This window comes from Enterobacter cloacae complex sp. R_G8 (assembly GCF_024599795.1).
In the GTDB taxonomy this organism is placed as follows: domain Bacteria; phylum Pseudomonadota; class Gammaproteobacteria; order Enterobacterales; family Enterobacteriaceae; genus Enterobacter; species Enterobacter dissolvens.
Map to the genome: position 1 here is coordinate 2,409,958 of NZ_CP102246.1, position 17,378 is coordinate 2,427,335.

At 51.5% G+C, this 17,378-nt stretch carries 18 protein-coding genes; 15 read left to right on the top strand and 3 right to left on the bottom strand.

Annotated elements, in window-relative coordinates; genetic code table 11:
* Positions 1–91: 91 nt before the first annotated feature.
* The 12 genes from NQ842_RS11460 to NQ842_RS11515 all read left to right on the top strand — a co-directional run bounded on the left by NQ842_RS11460 (position 92) and on the right by NQ842_RS11515 (position 12,663).
* Positions 92–310: a DUF1799 domain-containing protein gene (locus tag NQ842_RS11460; protein WP_029882046.1), complete on the top strand. Its 219-nt coding sequence runs from the start codon at positions 92–94 to the stop codon at positions 308–310.
* Positions 307–3,234, top strand: a complete 2,928-nt coding sequence (locus NQ842_RS11465) for a phage tail tape measure protein (RefSeq protein ID WP_257256868.1) — start codon at positions 307–309, stop codon at positions 3,232–3,234. The genes NQ842_RS11460 and NQ842_RS11465 overlap by 4 nt, the downstream gene beginning before the upstream one ends.
* A gap of 35 nt (positions 3,235–3,269) precedes the next feature.
* Positions 3,270–3,617: a phage tail protein gene (locus NQ842_RS11470; protein ID WP_047361644.1), complete on the top strand. Its 348-nt coding sequence runs from the start codon at positions 3,270–3,272 to the stop codon at positions 3,615–3,617.
* Complete coding sequence (locus NQ842_RS11475; protein WP_126801058.1) at positions 3,614–4,369, top strand: phage minor tail protein L; 756 nt, start codon at positions 3,614–3,616, stop codon at positions 4,367–4,369. The genes NQ842_RS11470 and NQ842_RS11475 overlap by 4 nt, the downstream gene beginning before the upstream one ends.
* A 1-nt stretch (position 4,370) precedes the next feature.
* Entirely contained in the window at positions 4,371–5,081 is a 711-nt protein-coding gene (locus NQ842_RS11480; RefSeq protein WP_257256869.1) for a C40 family peptidase, read from the top strand.
* A 32-nt stretch (positions 5,082–5,113) separates the two neighbouring features.
* A complete protein-coding gene (locus NQ842_RS11485) occupies positions 5,114–5,743 on the top strand; it encodes a tail assembly protein (protein ID WP_062729454.1) in 630 nt (209 codons plus the stop codon).
* 60 nt (positions 5,744–5,803) lie between these two features.
* Complete coding sequence (locus tag NQ842_RS11490; protein ID WP_062729455.1) at positions 5,804–6,370, top strand: hypothetical protein; 567 nt, start codon at positions 5,804–5,806, stop codon at positions 6,368–6,370.
* Positions 6,371–6,432: 62 nt separating this feature from the next.
* Complete coding sequence (locus NQ842_RS11495; protein WP_257256870.1) at positions 6,433–9,987, top strand: host specificity protein J; 3,555 nt, start codon at positions 6,433–6,435, stop codon at positions 9,985–9,987.
* 41 nt (positions 9,988–10,028) lie between these two features.
* Positions 10,029–10,343: a hypothetical protein gene (locus NQ842_RS11500; protein WP_150317813.1), complete on the top strand. Its 315-nt coding sequence runs from the start codon at positions 10,029–10,031 to the stop codon at positions 10,341–10,343.
* The gene (locus tag NQ842_RS11505; RefSeq protein WP_257256871.1) at positions 10,344–11,015 is read left to right on the top strand and encodes a hypothetical protein; all 672 of its coding nucleotides are present in this window, start codon (positions 10,344–10,346) and stop codon (positions 11,013–11,015) included. It begins immediately after the preceding gene.
* A 107-nt stretch (positions 11,016–11,122) separates the two neighbouring features.
* Positions 11,123–11,356: a cor protein gene (locus NQ842_RS11510; RefSeq protein WP_040022277.1), complete on the top strand. Its 234-nt coding sequence runs from the start codon at positions 11,123–11,125 to the stop codon at positions 11,354–11,356.
* Positions 11,357–11,415: 59 nt separating this feature from the next.
* Entirely contained in the window at positions 11,416–12,663 is a 1,248-nt protein-coding gene (locus NQ842_RS11515) for a phage tail protein (RefSeq protein WP_257256872.1), read from the top strand.
* Here NQ842_RS11515 and NQ842_RS11520 read toward each other — a convergent pair.
* Positions 12,660–13,118 (bottom strand): hypothetical protein, encoded by a 459-nt coding sequence (locus NQ842_RS11520; protein WP_257256873.1) that lies wholly within the window; start codon positions 13,116–13,118, stop codon positions 12,660–12,662. The genes NQ842_RS11515 and NQ842_RS11520 overlap by 4 nt on opposite strands.
* 259 nt (positions 13,119–13,377) lie before the next feature.
* Here NQ842_RS11520 and NQ842_RS11525 point away from each other — a divergent pair, with 259 nt between their 5' ends.
* The 3 genes from NQ842_RS11525 (at position 13,378) to NQ842_RS11535 (ending at position 15,798) form a co-directional block, all read left to right on the top strand.
* Complete coding sequence (locus NQ842_RS11525) at positions 13,378–13,935, top strand: recombinase family protein (RefSeq protein ID WP_149896741.1); 558 nt, start codon at positions 13,378–13,380, stop codon at positions 13,933–13,935.
* A 172-nt stretch (positions 13,936–14,107) separates the two neighbouring features.
* Positions 14,108–14,527, top strand: coding sequence for a translesion error-prone DNA polymerase V autoproteolytic subunit (locus NQ842_RS11530; RefSeq protein ID WP_149896738.1), 420 nt, complete (start codon positions 14,108–14,110; stop codon positions 14,525–14,527).
* 2 nt (positions 14,528–14,529) lie between these two features.
* The gene (locus tag NQ842_RS11535) at positions 14,530–15,798 is read left to right on the top strand and encodes a Y-family DNA polymerase (protein WP_257256874.1); all 1,269 of its coding nucleotides are present in this window, start codon (positions 14,530–14,532) and stop codon (positions 15,796–15,798) included.
* A gap of 77 nt (positions 15,799–15,875) precedes the next feature.
* On the opposite strand, the gene NQ842_RS11540 is transcribed toward NQ842_RS11535, so the two are convergent.
* The gene (locus tag NQ842_RS11540; RefSeq protein ID WP_154316681.1) at positions 15,876–16,499 is read right to left on the bottom strand and encodes a hypothetical protein; all 624 of its coding nucleotides are present in this window, start codon (positions 16,497–16,499) and stop codon (positions 15,876–15,878) included.
* Between the two features lie 201 nt (positions 16,500–16,700).
* Positions 16,701–17,372 (bottom strand): SOS response-associated peptidase, encoded by a 672-nt coding sequence (locus NQ842_RS11545; protein WP_257256875.1) that lies wholly within the window; start codon positions 17,370–17,372, stop codon positions 16,701–16,703.
* Positions 17,373–17,378 lie beyond the last annotated feature (6 nt).

The window sequence follows — 17,378 nt, forward strand, 5'->3', positions numbered from 1 at the left end:
AGCGGTTGCCTCTGCATTCTATACGCCTGAACCCACAGCGGCAGACCTGGCGCCCTATGGGCTTTCGCCGGATGACTACGACGATCAATACATCGACGTCTGGCCAGATGTATGGCCTTCATTCCTGGTGTTTCAGGCTGTCAGTACGCAGTGGCGCACGGGCATGGGTGGTGCATCAGGGCTTGATTACAACGTGCTGCCCTGGGTAATGCGCCTGCACCACGTCGAGGACGAGGCAACCGCACTTTCGGACATCCGAATCATGGAGAGCGCCGCACTAAAAGTTATGCATAAAGAGAGGGCGGAATGAGTAACGATATCGCCACGATTTCCCTGCGCGTAAATACCACTGAGCTGGAGCGCGGTAACCAGGCACTGGATCGCTTTCAGGAGACCGCGTCCGCCGCGGCAGGCAAAGCGGATGACCTGAACAGCACGTTCCGCACCGGTATCGATAACCAGAAGAAAAACAGCGAAAGCCTGAAGCAGCAGCGTCAGGAACTGCAGAACCTGCTGAATAAAATCAGCCCGGTAAACAAGGCACTGGATGAACTGGACACTATCCAGGAGAGCCTGGCGAAGTTTCGCGGTAAAGGGCTGGTGGGAGACGAGGACTTTACTCGTTACAACAGCGTGCTTGAGACGACGCGGGCAAAACTGGCACAGGTAATGGAGTCTGAAACCGCAGAGGGGCGGGCTCGCATTGAACAGGCTCAGGCAGCGCAGCGTGCAGCTGCGGCGGGCAAAACCTTTATCGATTCGCTGGAGGAGCAGGTCACAGCAATCGGAAAAACGCGCGCAGAACTGTTAGAGCTAAAAGCTGCCCAACTCGGCGTATCCGATCGTGCTGCACCAATGATCGCAAAGCTGAAAGAGCAGGAGGAAGCGTGGAAGTCTGGGGCTATCAGCGCGGGGCAATACCGCAATGCTATGCGTTATCTCCCGATGCAAATTACCGACATTGTGACCTCACTGGCTTCCGGTATGCCTGTTTATATGGTTGCCATTCAGCAGGGCGGTCAGCTCCGTGATTCGTTTGGCGGTGTAGGCAATGCGCTGAAAGCGATGTTGTCGATGGTGACCCCTGCCCGAGTCGCAATTGGTGGCCTGGCCGGTGCTGTACTGATTGCGGCCAAAGCGGGATCGGACTACTTCACCGCCTACGACGAAATCAACAAGGCCATTATCAGGACTGGCAACATTGCCGGCACGTCAGCGCTCCAGATCATGGCTTCCTCCCAGTCTATTGCTGCCTCTACTGGAGCTACTGTAGGAACCGTTCAGGGTCTGATGACTGAGCTGGTTGGCATGGGATCGCTGACACAGCAGCAACTTGAAAAAGCAGCGGGCTCCACGGCGTTGGCGGTTCAGACCGGTATAGTCTCGGCGCAGGACATCACCAAAGCCTATAAGGACATCGAAAAAGACCCTGTTAAAGCGCTGCAGAGTCTCAACGAACAATATAATTTCCTGACCGTTTCACAACTTAAGCATGTTGACGATCTGATCAAGCAAAAGGACCAGACCGCGGCCGTTACGCAGGCTATGGACCTGTTTGGCGATACGATGGCAAAACGTGGGGAGCAGGCTTACGACTCGCTGACGCCGTTTGGTCGCCTGTGGCTGGATATCAAGGGCTGGGCGTCTGAGGCCATGCAGAGTATCGGTCAATGGGTAGCTGAACTGGCATCAAACACACTGAAGGAATTCAACGCAATTTATTACAGCGTTGCGATCGTTTTTCAGAAGCTGAACCAGATTATTTCTTCCTCTATCGCTGCCGCGATTAATCTCGTTCCCGACTGGGCGAAAACAGATACTTTGCAGGGATGGCAGGACTACAACGAACAAATGGCCGGCGCATATGGTGACAGCGTCTCTCAGCTGAAAAAAGACTGGGATGCGGCTGATATCAGTGCAGGTAAATACCTCGATACGACCAGAAAGATAAGTACCGCAACCACCCAGAAGGATCGGGAAGGAGTCGCTGCTTTTGGCAAAAAGACCAAAACCGGAAAGCAGGGCACTTTATCGGCTGGAGATCGCAGCACGGATGCTGCCCAGGCCGAATTGCTGGCGCTTCAGGCACAGTTACGCGCACTGCAGCAGCATAAAGGGCTGAACGACACTATCAGCCAGCAGCGCAAAGATCTGTGGACGACTGAAGCGAAATTTCAGGTGCTGGAGGAGGCGTCGCGTTCACGTTTACTGACAAAGCAGGAACAATCCCTGCTGGCGAGTAAAGACCAGGTGCTTCAGTTGGCACGGCAGAAAGCCCTGTTAGGTGATCAGATTACCGCACAGGAACAGCTGAACAAGCGAATGGATACCTCGCAGAAATACGTCACGCAGATGGCAGAGAAGCAGGCTGCATTAGTGAACGGTGCAGGGATGAGTGACCGTCAGGCACAACGTGAGCTGGCAAAGAGTCAGCTTGCCGCTGGCTGGAAGAATGCTGGCGGTTCGCTTGACGACGAGGGTTATCAGAAGCAGCTCAAAGCGGCGAATGATTACTATGAGGCAGAGGACAGGTTACGTGGAGACTGGCTGACTGGCGCGAAAAAGGGCTGGGCTGAATTTGAAGACAGCGCGACCGATGTTTACTCGCAGGTTCAGACGATTACCAGCAATACGTTCACCGGGATGGCCAGCACGCTCACTGACTTTTTTACTACTGGTAAATCTAACTTCTCTGATTTCCTGTCTACTTTCCTGAAGGGCATCGCCCAGATGCTGACGCAACTGGCTCTGGTTAATGGAATGAAGTCAGCCTTTGGTGGCACGGCAATAGGTAATTTCTTTGGAATACAGGCATGGTCTGGCGGCTTTATTCCTGAGTACGCTAATGGCGGCGCTGTTGGCTATACCGGGGATGGAGGAAAATATCAGCCAAAAGGTGTGGTTCATGGCGGTGAATTCGTATTCACCAAGAAGGCTACCAGTGCGCTGGGTGTCGGTAATCTCTACACGCTTATGCGGAGCGCTCAGGGGTATGCAAACGGCGGCTACGTCGGAAACGCACCGATGTACGGATTACAGGCTGCTGGTTCAGGGAATGTGACGGTCCAAACGTCTGTTGTTGTGCAGAACCAGAATCCGCAACAGCAAACAAACGCTGGTAGTGATGCGATGTCCCGAGCCTTTAAGCAAACTATTGATCAGTCAGTGCGCGAAGGTATTGCGAAGCAATTGAGGCCTGGAGGGCTCATCTGGAATGCTTCCAAATCACGATAACCCGCTCAGGCGGTTTTTTTATGCTTGGAGAAAGCATGACAATCGAAACATTCACGTGGCGAACACAGATACAGGCGGGAATGGAAGGATCGTTCAGCCTTAAAACGCGCTCTGCAACCTTTGGAGACGGCTATGAGCAGATCGCCGGGGAAGGCATTAATCCTGAAAAGCAGTCTTGGCCTGTAACACTCACTGGGAAAAAAGCGGACATGCTTCAGGCCCTGAAGTTCTTTCGTTCTCACGTCACCAAATCATTCATCTGGACATCTCCAGTTGGCGAAACAGGGCTGTATCGTATCGAGGCCGAATCAATCAAGTCACAGCCCTTATCCAGCAACGTTCTGACTATTTCCGCAACATTCAAACAGGCGTACGCACCATGATCACAGCAGACTATCAAAGCCTTGAGCCCGGCAATAAAGTCCGGCTTATCGAAGTTGATGGCTCTACGTTCGGCGTGGATGATGTACTGCGATTTCACGCGTACAACCTCCCGCACACGGAAGAAGAAATCGCCGCTGCTGGTGGTGATGAATCAAAGCTGAAGGCGAAAAGCATCTGGTGGCAGGGGGAAGAATATGCCGCCTGGCCGTATCAAATTGAAGGGCTTGAAGCATCCACAGAAGGCAACAGCGCCCAGCCAACGCTGACGGTTGCAGATATCGAAAGCAAGATTACAGCGCTGTGCCTTGCCTATGACGATATGCTACAGGCGAAAGTCACTATCCATGACACCTATTCGCACTATCTCGATGCGAAGAACTTCCCTGCAGGTAACGCAACAGCCGATCCGCAACAGGTCAGAAAACGAGTTTTTTACATTGATAGCAAAGCCAGCGAAATTCCGGGCGAGAGTATCGAATTCGTACTCGATAGCCCGATGTCGTTACAGGGAAAAATGATCCCCACACGTCAACTTCATTCTCTGTGTACCTGGTGTATCCGGAATAAATATCGCACCGGCGACGGCTGCGACTATGCCGGAACCCGCTATTTCGATAAAAACAACAACCCGGTGAGTGACCCCTCTCTGGACGAATGCAACGGCACGCTTACGGCCTGTAAGCTCCGGCATGGAGACGGCAACGAACTGCCGTTCGGTGGGTTCCCGGGCACGTCTTTGATCAGGAGCTGATATGCGTCAGAAAACCATCGATGCGATTATGGCTCATGCTGCAGCTGAGTATCCTCGCGAGTGTTGCGGCGTGGTGGCGCAGAAAAGCCGTGTTGAACGTTATTTCCCGTGCCGGAATCTTGCCGCTGCGCCGGAGGACAATTTTGTACTTTGCCCCGAAGACTATGCAGTTGCAGAAGACTGGGGGAAGGTGATCGCCATCGCTCACAGTCACCCGAATGCCACGACGAAACCGAGCGAGCTGGATAAAGCGCAATGCGATGCAACCCTTTTACCCTGGCATATCGTGAGCTGGCCGGAGGGGGATTTACGGACCATCCAGCCGCGTGGTGAACTGCCGCTGCTGGAGCGCCCGTTTGTGCTTGGTCACTTCGACTGCTGGGGTCTGGTGATGAGCTATTACCGGCAAACGCACGGGATAGAGCTTCACGATTACCGGGTCGATTATCCCTGGTGGGAAAACGACTATCCGGACAACTTCTATCAGGATTGCTGGTATGAGTGCGGATTCCGTGAGTTCGACGGGCCGCCAAAACCTGGCGATATGGTGATCATGCAGGTTCAGGCTGATAAGTGGAATCATGCGGGGATTCTGCTGGAAGGCAACATGCTACTGCATCACCTTTATGGGCATCTGAGCCAGCGCGTACCTTATGGCGGTTACTGGCGTGAGCGCACAATGAAAATACTGCGCTTTAAAGACTGTTTCTGATAACCGCCTGTGGCAGTTTTTATGGGGGAAAAATGGCTGCATTACTCAATGTTGAGCCGGTCCGCACAATTCGATTGTACGGCGTACTAGGCGCCACCTTCGGGCGTGAATATCGTTTATCAGTAGCTTCACCTAAAGAGGCCATCCGCGCCCTGAGCGTTATCGTGCCGGGTTTTGAGCGTTTCCTGAATACCAGTAAGCAACGAGGTTTAACTTATGCGGTATTCAGCGGGAAACGAAACCTCTTAAACGATGAGCTCAGTATGGACAGGAGCACAGAGGAAATCCGCATCGCGCCGGTGATCATCGGCAGTAAGCGAGCCGGGGTGTTTCAGACAATCCTCGGGGTTGCCCTTGTTGCTGTTGCTGCGTTCGTCACGGGAGGGGCCGCGATCGGGATTGGTGGTACCGCTTTCGCTGGTGGATGGGGAGCTGTGGCGGGGATTGGGGCATCAATGGCGATCGGCGGCGTAGTCCAGATGCTTTCTCCACAGACTACCGGTCTCGCTAGCAAACAATCAGCGGACAACAAAGCCAGTTATGCCTTTGGTGGAGTAACCAATACGACAGCCCAAGGAAATCCGGTACCACTCTTGTACGGTAAGCGCCGCATTGGTGGTGCGATCATTTCAGCTGGTATTTATGTTGACGATCAGCAGTAGCTATAGTGCCAAGCTAAGTGTATCTTCTTGAAAGAACGCATTATATGACTGGAAATGCTTATGGATGGTTATGCAATAGACTTTCAAGATTTGCTTGGAATAAGAAAATTAAACGAGCCTGGTTTGGACAGGAGGGCGTTCACAAACTGGGCTGAAAAACAGATTGCTGCCGGCGTTGAGTCTTCAAATCTTTTGATTTTGGCATCTTTGGGATTAGATAAGGAAATCTCAAAAGATGAGGTGTTTCGCTATTTTGATGGCTACGTTGAAGAAATTGGAGAGGTGATGCCAACTGAACGAGTAGCGTTAATATTTTCACTACGGCTAACATTCAAAAAGCTCGCCTATTCTGAACTTGAGGGTGATGTCTGGAGTGAATTAACTAGAACTTTTGTTCAGTGGTATGACTTGCCAAATGGCCTTTTAAATAGAGTAATGACGTACTGGAGCGCATTGCATGATGATTTTATCAATAATTATGAATATGAGGTTGGATATTATTACCTGAACTATCAGCGACACGGTGACATTCCTCGCTCGAAACAATTAGAGTACGTTCGTAATTGTGCAATTCGCTTTCTCCGCATTTTCGATGAACAGTACTATTTTGGTTTGCTAATCAAATAATGTTTAATTCAACATCGTTCTGATTATGGCCACCTCCGGGTGGCTTTTTTTATGGACAAAATATGGCAACTGCAATCGCTATAAAAGGCCGCAAGGGCGGCAGCTCAAGTTCCCGAACCCCTACAGAACAGCCTGATGATCTGCAATCTGTAGCAAAGGCAAAAATCCTCGTTGCACTAGGAGAGGGGGAATTTGCAGGGCAGTTGACGGCAAAAGATATCTACCTGGACGGAACGGCTCTGGAGAATGCTGACGGCTCTCAAAACTTCAGCGGCGTTACGTGGGAATTTCGCGCGGGAACTCAGGCGCAAAAATATATTCAGGGCATACCCGGTACCGAAAACGAAATCAACGTCGGAACTGAGGTATCGAGCGCTACAGCGTGGACGCGCACGTTTACCAATACGCAGCTTTCAGCGGTTCGCCTGCGCCTGAAATGGCCTTCGCTTTTCAAGCAGGAGGACGACGGCGATCTGGTCGGTTACTCGGTTAATTATGCGATTGACCTGCAGACGGACGGCGGCACATGGCAGACGGTACTCAATACCAGCGTGACCGGCAAAACGACGTCAGGTTACGAGCGCAGCCACCGTATTGATTTACCTCAGGCTGGCAGCACCTGGACAATCCGACTCCGTAAGATTACGTCTGATGCCAACAGTGCGAAGATCGGCGACACGATGATGCTGCAGAGCTTCACCGAGGTAATTGACGCCAAATTACGCTATCCAAACACAGCGCTGCTTTATATCGAATTCGATTCCAGCCAGTTTAACGGCTCTATCCCGCAGATCTCCTGCGAGCCCCGCGGCCGCGTTATCCGCGTACCGGATACTTACGACCCCGAAACCCGCACTTATAGCGGTACGTGGGCTGGGACATTTAAATGGGCCTGGACCGATAACCCTGCCTGGATTTTCTACGACCTGGTGGTTAGCGACCGTTTCGGACTTGGGGATCGTCTTACAACGGCCAACATAGATAAATGGACGCTCTACCAGGTTGCACAGTATTGCGATCAAATGGTACCGGACGGCAAAGGCGGAAGTGGTACCGAACCACGTTATACCTGCAACGTGTACATTCAGGAACGCAACGACGCTTATACGGTCCTGCGTGATTTTGCTGCAATCTTCCGCGGGATGACCTACTGGGGTGACGACCAGATTGTGGCGCTGGCGGACATGCCGAGAGATGTTGATTTTACATACACGCATGCGAACGTTATTGATGGGCGCTTTACCTATTCCAGCAGCACCATAAAGAACCGTTACACCAATGCGCTGGTGTCCTGGTCTGATCCTGATAACGCTTATTCTGATGCGATGGAGCCTGTTTTTGAGCAGGATCTGGTTGCGCGTTATGGGTTTAATCAACTTGAGATAACTGCGATCGGTTGTACCCGTCAGTCGGAGGCGAATCGGAAAGGGCGATGGGGGATCCTCACCAACAACAAAGATCGCGTTGTTACTTTCAATGTAGGGGAAGACGGCAACATTCCACAGCCCGGCTATGTAATTGCGGTCGCGGACCGAAATCTCTCGGGGCGCGACCTGGGGGGCCGTATCTCTGCGGTGAATGGTCGCGTGCTGACGCTGGACAGGGCGCCGGATGCTTCGGCAGCCGACAGGATGATTGTCAATCTTCCCTCGGGTGTTTCACAGTCACGCACCATTCAGTCGATTAAGGGCAATAAGGTGACCGTTACGACGGCTTACAGTGAAACGCCTGTGGCTGAGGCCGTATGGGTCATTGAGTCTGATGAGCTCTACGCACAGCAGTATCGCGTTATTACGGTAACTGATAATAACGACGGCACGTTCACAATCGTCGGTGCAAATCACGATCCGGATAAATTCGATCGCATTGATACCGGAGCAATCATTGACCAGCGGCCGGTGAGCGTGATCCCGCCGGGCAACCAGTCGCCGCCTGCGAACATCGTGATCAGCTCGTTTTCTGTGGTGCAGCAAAATATCAGCGTCGAAACGATGCGCGTGAGCTGGGACCAGGCGCAGAACGCTATCGCCTATGAAGCGCAATGGCGCCGCAACGACGGGAACTGGGTTAACGTGCCGCGCAGCTCCACCACGTCATTCGACGTCCCCGGGATTTATGCCGGGCGCTACCTTGTGCGCGTGCGCGCAATCAATGCCGCAGAAATTTCATCCGGATGGGGCTATTCAGAAGAGAAAACGCTGGCGGGTAAAGTGGGCAACCCACCGAAGCCGGTTGGCTTCATCGCTTCTGAAAACGTGGTATTCGGTATCGAGTTGAACTGGGGATTCCCCGCGAATACCGACGACACGCTGAAGACGGAAATTCAGTACAGCCTGACCGGTACCGAAGACGATGCGATGCTGCTGGCCGATGTGCCTTACCCGCAGCGCAAATATCAGCAGATGGGCCTTAAGGTTGGGCAGATTTTCTGGTACCGCGCGCAGTTGGTGGACCGCAGCGGCAACGAATCAGGTTACACAGAATGGGCGCGCGGTCAGGCCAGTATCGATGTGTCCGACATCACCGATGTGATCCTGGAGGAGATTAAAGACTCGGATACGTTCAAAGACCTGATCGAGAACGCGGTGGACAGCAACGAAAAAATTGCTGGTATGGCTGACGACATCAAACAGGCCAACGACGAACTGGAGCAGCAGGCGAAGGATATCGCCAAAAATGCTCAGGACGTCGGGAAGGTTCAGACCAGCGTTAATGAGCTTTCGAGTACGGTCGGTGAAGTGTCGTCTTCCCTCTCAGAGCTTGAGCAGACCGTTGCGACGGCTGATACCGCGCTGGGCCAGCGAATTGACAGCATCAGTGTTTCTATGGAAGGCATGACGGGCGGGGTTAAGAACTCAGCCATTGCCATTATCCAGAACGGGCTGGCACAGGTGGCTGCGCGTAAAACCCTGTCTGCATCGGTCGCCGGCAACAGCGCGAATCTGGACCGTATTGATGAGGTGATTGTCAACGACAGGGAGGCAACGGCGCGCTCGTTGCTGAGCCTGCAGACGGACGTCAACGGCAACAAGGCATCCATCAACAGCCTGAATCAGACGTTCTCCGACTATCAGCAGGCTACGGCCACTCAGATAAACGGCATAACGGCGACGGTGAACGGGCATACCTCAGCCATTACAACAAACGCTCAGGCCATCGCGAACGTAAATGGTGACCTCAAAGCAATGTACAACATCAAAGTTGGTGTCTCCAGTAACGGGCAGTATTACGCCGCAGGTATGGGGATCGGCGTTGAGAATACGCCATCCGGGATGCAGTCACAGGTTATCTTCCTGGCTGACCGCTTCGCTGTTACTCACCAGGCCGGCGCGACCGTTACGCTTCCGTTCGTGATTCAAAACGGGCAGGTAATTATCAGGGATACGGTAATAGGTGATGCCACTATTACACGAGCGAAGCTTGCTGAAACAATCAGCTCGGTAAACTACGTTCAGAACCAGGCTGGCCTGTCCATAAACTTTAGAACGGGCACGCTTGAGAACTACGGTTCAACCGCGGGCGAGGGGGCCATGAAGCAAACCAATCAGACCATCAGCGTTAAGGACGCGAACAATGTGTTGAGGGTGCAGATCGGGAGAATCACTGGTACATGGTGACTGGAGGCCTCTCACGGGGCCTCTTTTTTTCAGGAGATACGATGGCGGAATACGGTGTTCAAACATGGGACGCATCAGGCAAGGTTAACAACTATGGAATTAAGCCAGTCAGCGTTTGTGGCTTTCTGCAGCTGGCCGTTAACCAGAAAACAGGTTCTTTTTCCGTTGACCTTCCACCGGGTTGCAAACTGACCTACTTTCAGGTCATGAACGATGATAAGTGGGGAACGGGAAGGAGGAAGATCTCCATCTCTGGTGGTACTGCAACGGTGTCCTCAGTAGGGGATACCGACTATTCCGCAGGGACTGAACCCGCAGTTGCAGCTTTTCTCATTTTCCAGATCGAGAGGGCATAAATGGCGCAGTACGGCGGTTTACTGACGACGACGAGCGGTGAGGTATGGGTTACCGCGAACAGCTCGCCAATTGCATTACAGGCGCGAAAGACAGCGGCACTGCAGGGAACATCGGGTTTCAATACAAAGGTGACGCACACCTTTCCCTCAGGTCAGCCCGTTGTGGCCTTCGTTCATTGCACGGTCGAGGTGGAAATCACCCAGACTGTAAGCGGTAACACCATCACGATTGATTTTCTGAGACCTAATGCAACCGGCACAGCGTACGTTTATTTTTTCACAATTTTCCCCCAGACAAAGCCAGATTACGGGATGGCCGTGTGGGATGCATCGGGGACCCTGATTTTAACCCACGAGACGCGCACGCTCGGCGATGTCGTTACCATAGGTACTGCCGGAGTAGATGCAAGCTCAGGCTACAACATCAACACAACCCGGGCGGGGAAGTGGGCTTGCATGCCTGTTATGCTCGGTCTGATCACAGGGGTAGTTTCAGCGGGAGGGCAACCGCAGCCATATGTGGCAATTTACAAAAGCATGGCGAAACTTGAGGGAAGTAACACCCGAATTTACGCCAGACCGCAAACAACCCCCTCCGGAGGGCTGCAAAACGTCGCGTACTCAAACATGAGAAACGTCATCATGGCCATCAATTGCGCCAACTACGATTGATCGTTTTCAGCGATCAATTTCTAATAATTGATCTACCAAATCAATTATATCCCGTTGATTCATATTGTTATTGTGTAACCTTGTGAATGCCCTGGGATATAACCACTATGAAAAACATGATTCTTTGCCTGGCGGTGGCGGTTTTGCTCTCCGGTTGCGCTGGCGTTATTGAGAAACAGCAACCCGTGTGTTCCGGTACCGCCCTTATCGGCGGGCAGGAAAACAGCGTCCAGATTTACGGAGTGCGTAAACAAAACAATCAGACCCAGTACCGCGCCGGTTATCCCTTTAACTGGACCTGGGTTAGCGCCAACACATTCACCAGCACCACCTGCCATTAACTCATTCTGTTTCAAAATAAACCTCGCTCCGGCGGGGTTTTTTATTGCCTGGAGAAAATATGCTTTATAACACTGGCACCATAGCCATTAACGGAAATACCGCAACCGGCACCGGAACTAACTGGACAGCACCCGCCAGCCAGGTCCGCGCTGGCCAGACGATTATTGTCATGTCTAACCCGGTCCAGATGTTCCAGATTTCATCCGTGAACAGCGCTACATCAATGACGGTAACGCCTGCTGCATCACCGGCGCTGAGCGGCCAGAAGTACGGCATTCTGGTATCAGACAATATCTCGGTCGATGGGCTGGCGCAGGCCATGTCTCAGCTCATTAAAGAGTATGACGAGAATATTGGCGCATGGGAGACGTTCGCTACTACCTCAGCAAACCAGAGCATAACGGTAACCATTAACGGCACCCCCGTGACTATCCCCGGCATCGGTAAGTTGGCGCAGAAAGGGCCCAACGGTGCTCTCCCGATTGACCAGGGCGGGACCGGTGCAACGAACGCTGCAGACGTTCGCACAAACCTCGGTTTGGGAAATAGCGCTTTATTGGATGCTCAAAGTTCCTGGGGTGATTCCGGTCAAAAGAAAGTTCTAACTGTGGGGGCTTTTGGTCTGGGGCGTGAAATTACTGAATCAGTTCCACTTAATACTATGAGCGAGTCCTACCCCTCATCGTTTATATGGTCAGTAGAGGACGCCAGCTACATGGGGGTCTCAGGAAGTCAGAGCATTACCTCAATCGTAATAGCTCGTGGAGGTAGACCAACTCGCATTCATCAAATCTACACGTTAGGGCGGACTTTCTTCAGTTACCGAACACCTACAGGGTGGCTGTATCAGGAAGCCTACACAACGGGGAACACCACTAAGGCGAGCGATGGCACGCTAAAAGCGGCCTCACCAGTTGCCCGCATAGTAACGAGTCGCGATGCATGCCAGCGCGCTGACGTAGCCGAAGATGGTTTCTCCTGGTGCGGCTGCGGGACAGCAAACGCAGAGGCGGAGGGCATAACCCTTTCTCGCCTTGAGGCGGGCGTTTACCTGCTGATAGGTTCAGCAGGACTGGCTTCAGAGGGATGGCAGCTACTGCCACCGATGGACCCTGGTGGCATGGGAGAACTTGGCGTGGTTGAAGCTGAGCAGACGGAAAGCGGTGGCCTGACAATCCGTCTTTTCAAGCAAAAATACATCCTGAGCGGTGAAGGTGAGATCATTAAAACCAAAGGTGAACCGATGGACGTACCGGCGAACAGCTGGATCGATGTTCGCCTTGATATGCCTGACGATTCCTATTAACCAGCGGATGAGCCAGGAGCCGCAACGTTGATCACTTCCTCTAAGGCGCTGACGCGGACAGCCAGCGCTTTGATTGCCGCCAGCGCATCGAGCATCAGAGGATTGAGGTCAAGCAGCAGGTAAACGCCCGCCTCAAGGCGAGAAAGGGTTATGCCCTCCGCCTCTGCGTTTGCTGTCCCGCAGCCGCACCAGGAGAAACCATCTTCGGCTACGTCAGCGCGCTGGCATGCATCGCGACTCGTTACTATGCGGGCAACTGGTGAGGCCGCTTTTAGCGTGCCATCGCTCGCCTTAGTGGTGTTCCCCGTTGTGTAGGCTTCCTGATACAGCCACCCTGTAGGTGTTCGGTAACTGAAGAAAGTCCGCCCTAACGTGTAGATTTGATGAATGCGAGTTGGTCTACCTCCACGAGCTATTACGATTGAGGTAATGCTCTGACTTCCTGAGACCCCCATGTAGCTGGCGTCCTCTACTGACCATATAAACGATGAGGGGTAGGACTCGCTCATAGTATTAAGTGGAACTGATTCAGTAATTTCACGCCCCAGACCAAAAGCCCCCACAGTTAGAACTTTCTTTTGACCGGAATCACCCCAGGAACTTTGAGCATCCAATAAAGCGCTATTTCCCAAACCGACGTTTTATAGATTGCTCTTGAGCGGCCTGGCCGATAACTTCACCTGATTTTTTTGCAGAAATAATTGGGTGAAAAATATGCAAATTGGCTATGTAAGGGTGTCAACAAATGACCAAAATACGGATCTTCAGCGACAAGCGCTCGAACGCGCAGGATGTGAGCAAATTTTCGAAGAAAAAATGAGCGGAACAGTGGCGAACCGGCCAGCACTGAAAAAGCTTCTTAAGACGCTGAAAGAGGGAGATACGCTGGTGGTGTGGAAGCTTGATCGCCTTGGGCGAAGCATGCGGAACTTGGTACTGCTGGTCGACGAACTACGGCAGCGCGGCATCCACTTCAAAAGTCTTACGGACAGCATCGATACTTCCAGCCCAATGGGGCGTTTCATTTTCCACATCATGTCTGCCCTGGCCGAGATGGAGAGGGAGTTGATAGTGGAGCGCACTCGCGCTGGGTTAGCCGCAGCTCGGGAGAAAGGGCGAATCGGCGGCAGGCGTCCGAAACTTACCCAGGAACAATGGGACCAGGCGGGCCGACTGATTGCGAACGGCGTGGACAGGAAGCAGGTGGCGATCATCTACGATGTAGCTGTATGCACACTGTATAAAAAATTCCCCGTTTCAAAAGCGGCTTAAATCTGCGCACAAAGGGTTACGGGCATAAAATTTACAAAACTCATAATTCGAAGCGACATAGAAACTTAGAAACGAAACGGCGAAGCTTTAAGCAGTGACAGTTGAGCCCGGATCTTGCGGTCACTTACAAATAAAACTACTGTATATAAAAACAGTATTTGAGGTGTGCAACATGGAATTTATCAGGCCTGCAGAACTGCGAGAAATTATCGCTCTCCCGCTTTTCAGTGATTTAGTGCAGTGTGGTTTCCCAAGCCCTGCGGCTGATTATGTTGAACAGCGTATCGATCTCAATGAGTTACTGGTTTCCCACCCGAGCTCAACATATTTCGTTAAGGCCGCTGGCGACTCAATGATTGAGGCGGGAATAAGCGACGGTGATCTGCTGGTAGTGGACAGCTCGCGCACAGCTGAGCACGGTGACATTGTCATCGCCGCGGTAGAAGGGGAATTTACTGTTAAACGCCTGCAGCTACGCCCGACAGTCCAACTCATCCCAATGAATAGCGCCTACAGTCCGATTGTTGTAGGCAGCGAAGATACGCTGGACGTTTTCGGCGTCGTGACTTTCATCGTTAAATCGGCGAGCTGAACATGTTTGCGCTCTGTGATGTGAATTCGTTCTACGCATCATGCGAGACTGTATTCAGGCCGGACCTAAAAGGGCGGCCGGTTGTCGTTCTCTCCAACAATGACGGCTGCGTAATCGCACGCAGCGCCGAGGCCAAGGCGGCTGGAATTACCATGGGAGAGCCGTTCTTTAAGCAAAAGGATTTATTCCGGCGCGCTGGGGTTGTTTGCTTCAGCAGCAACTATGAGCTGTATGCTGATATGTCGAACCGGGTAATGGCTACGCTCGAGGAAATGAGCCCTCGCGTCGAAATTTACAGCATCGATGAAGCTTTTTGCGACCTGACAGGTGTGCGTAATTGCCGGGACCTGACGGAGTTCGGCAAAGAGATCCGCGCTACGGTTCTGAAGCGTACGCACTTGACGGTTGGTGTTGGCATTGCTCAAACCAAAACCCTTGCCAAACTTGCTAACCACGCGGCAAAAAAATGGCAGCGGCAGACTGGTGGGGTAGTTGATTTATCGAACATCGACCGCCAGCGGCGACTGCTTGCCCTAGTTCCAGTCGAAGACGTCTGGGGCGTCGGCCGACGCATTAGCAAAAAGCTCAACGCGATGGGTATCAAAACCGCTCTGGACCTCTCAGAACAAAGCACATGGATTATTCGCAAACACTTCAATGTCGTGCTGGAGCGAACTGTCCGGGAGTTGCGCGGCGAGCCTTGTCTTGAGCTGGAAGAGTTTGCGCCAGCAAAGCAGGAAATCGTATGCAGCCGGTCATTTGGCGAACGCGTCACCGAGTACGAACAGATGCGGCAGGCTATTTGTAGTTATGCGGCACGTGGTGCCGAAAAGCTTCGTGGTGAGCACCAGTATTGCCGCTTTATCTCGGCGTTCGTGAAAACCTCTCCATTTGCGCTTAACGAACCGTATTACGGTAACAGTGCGTCAATGATGCTTCTCACCCCTACACAGGATTCCCGAGACATTATCAACGCCGCGGTAAAATGCCTGGACAAGATCTGGAAGGATGGTCACCGGTACCAGAAAGCCGGCATTATGCTGGGTGATTTCTTCAGCCAAGGCGTGGCGCAGCTGAACCTTTTCGATGAGAACGCGCCGCGAGCTGGTAGCGAAAGATTGATGGAAGTGCTCGATCACCTGAACGCGAAGGATGGAAAGGGAACGCTTTACTTTGCCGGCCAGGGCATACAGCAGCAGTGGCAGATGAAGCGTGAAATGCTTTCACCGCGGTATACTACTAGGTATTCAGATCTTCTTAGAATTCGATAAGTATTTGAATACCTACATACTCTAAATGCCCAAAATAGATATAACTATCATTCATCTAAAATTTTAGCTGAAAAATGTCACCATTGCATTTTTGATAAGTCAGTGGCTGCATTGTCAATTAATCCATTATATGTTACTCCCAGTTGACCTATGCTTTTAATTTTAGAAAGGTTCAATGCGGTAATTTTTTGATGAGGTGTGTTTTTCCCTCCCCATGAATATTCATATTCAACATACCCTTTGATTTTAAAAGCTCTATTAATTATTTCCTTTCTAAAGAAGTCATCAATGTCAGGGCGTTGTGTATATTTAAAAAGACAATTTTGTGCTTTTGTTTCTATTTTTCTAAACAGTGAAGGTAAATCCATTTCTTTGTTTAATACTTTTCCATAATATATAGTGCCATCATTGCAATGAGCGAAGATCTCATTGAAGTATACGGATGCTCCTCGCCAATCACCAGAGCTTAGAGACTCTCCGCTGAGGTGATTATGATGTAAAACATTCTCAGGTAAATTATCGATTAAGTACCGTAATGTTGAAGATGGATTGGCTTGGTAATCTAGCATTTCTGTGCTGAATTCAAGTAGCGGTCCTTCAGGACATACCAATGAAGCAGAGTACTCCCAAGCAGCACTCTCTCCGGCTACGACTAACAATGAGGCGGTTTTTTCTTCTAACTCTGTAATTGCTCTTAACATGTTTTACCCTCAGAATTGATTAGATAATATTTATCGGCAGGTCTGCCCAAAACTTTAGACTCATTGCATAGTTAGCTAATTGATGTAAGAGTATCAAGTCTGATTACATGTTCATTGATATTAATTGTTTTCAATACAAATATTAAATAATTAAATATAGTATCTTTCAACTCACACTCAAAGAGAATCGAATCTGATTCTTTATTCGGATATTTTGATTAGATCCGGCCCCTGATTCTTCACATTACCCACAGCACGTGTCACAGCATGCCAGATAAACTTGTCTGCGGGAACAGCACCGTCGCCAACAATCTCTTCAGCTTCTTTCCCATCAACATCTTGGCGCATCCACTCGCGCGCTGCTTCTGGCGACAGAACCAGTGGCCGGCGGTCATGAATGTCGACTAGACCTTTATCAGCCGCAGACGTTACGATGAGAAAACCTTCGGCTTCGTCGCCGCGCTCGAATGGCGTGCTGCCAATCGCTGCCATGAAAATGGGCTGGCCATCTGCCCGGTGAATAAAGTAGGGCTGTTTCTTGTCGCCTTCCTTTTTCCATTCGAACCATCCATCGGCGAAGCAGATCGCACGGCCATGCTGCCAGAGGGGCTTAAACATCCTGCTGGTTGCAGCGGTTTCGACACGCGCATTAATAAGTGGCGGTTTATCCCACCACCCGGGCGCGTAACCCCAGAAAACAGGATCGAGGTGCAACTGCTCGTCTCGTTCGCTCAACAGCAGGACTTTAGTACCGGGAGCCACGTTGTACCGACCAATAGGTTCAGGTTCATAGGCAATGTCACGATCAGCTCCGTCGGCTAGGTAAGCCAGATACTCTTCACGGGTTTGAGCTTGTGCAAAACGTCCGCACATGATTAC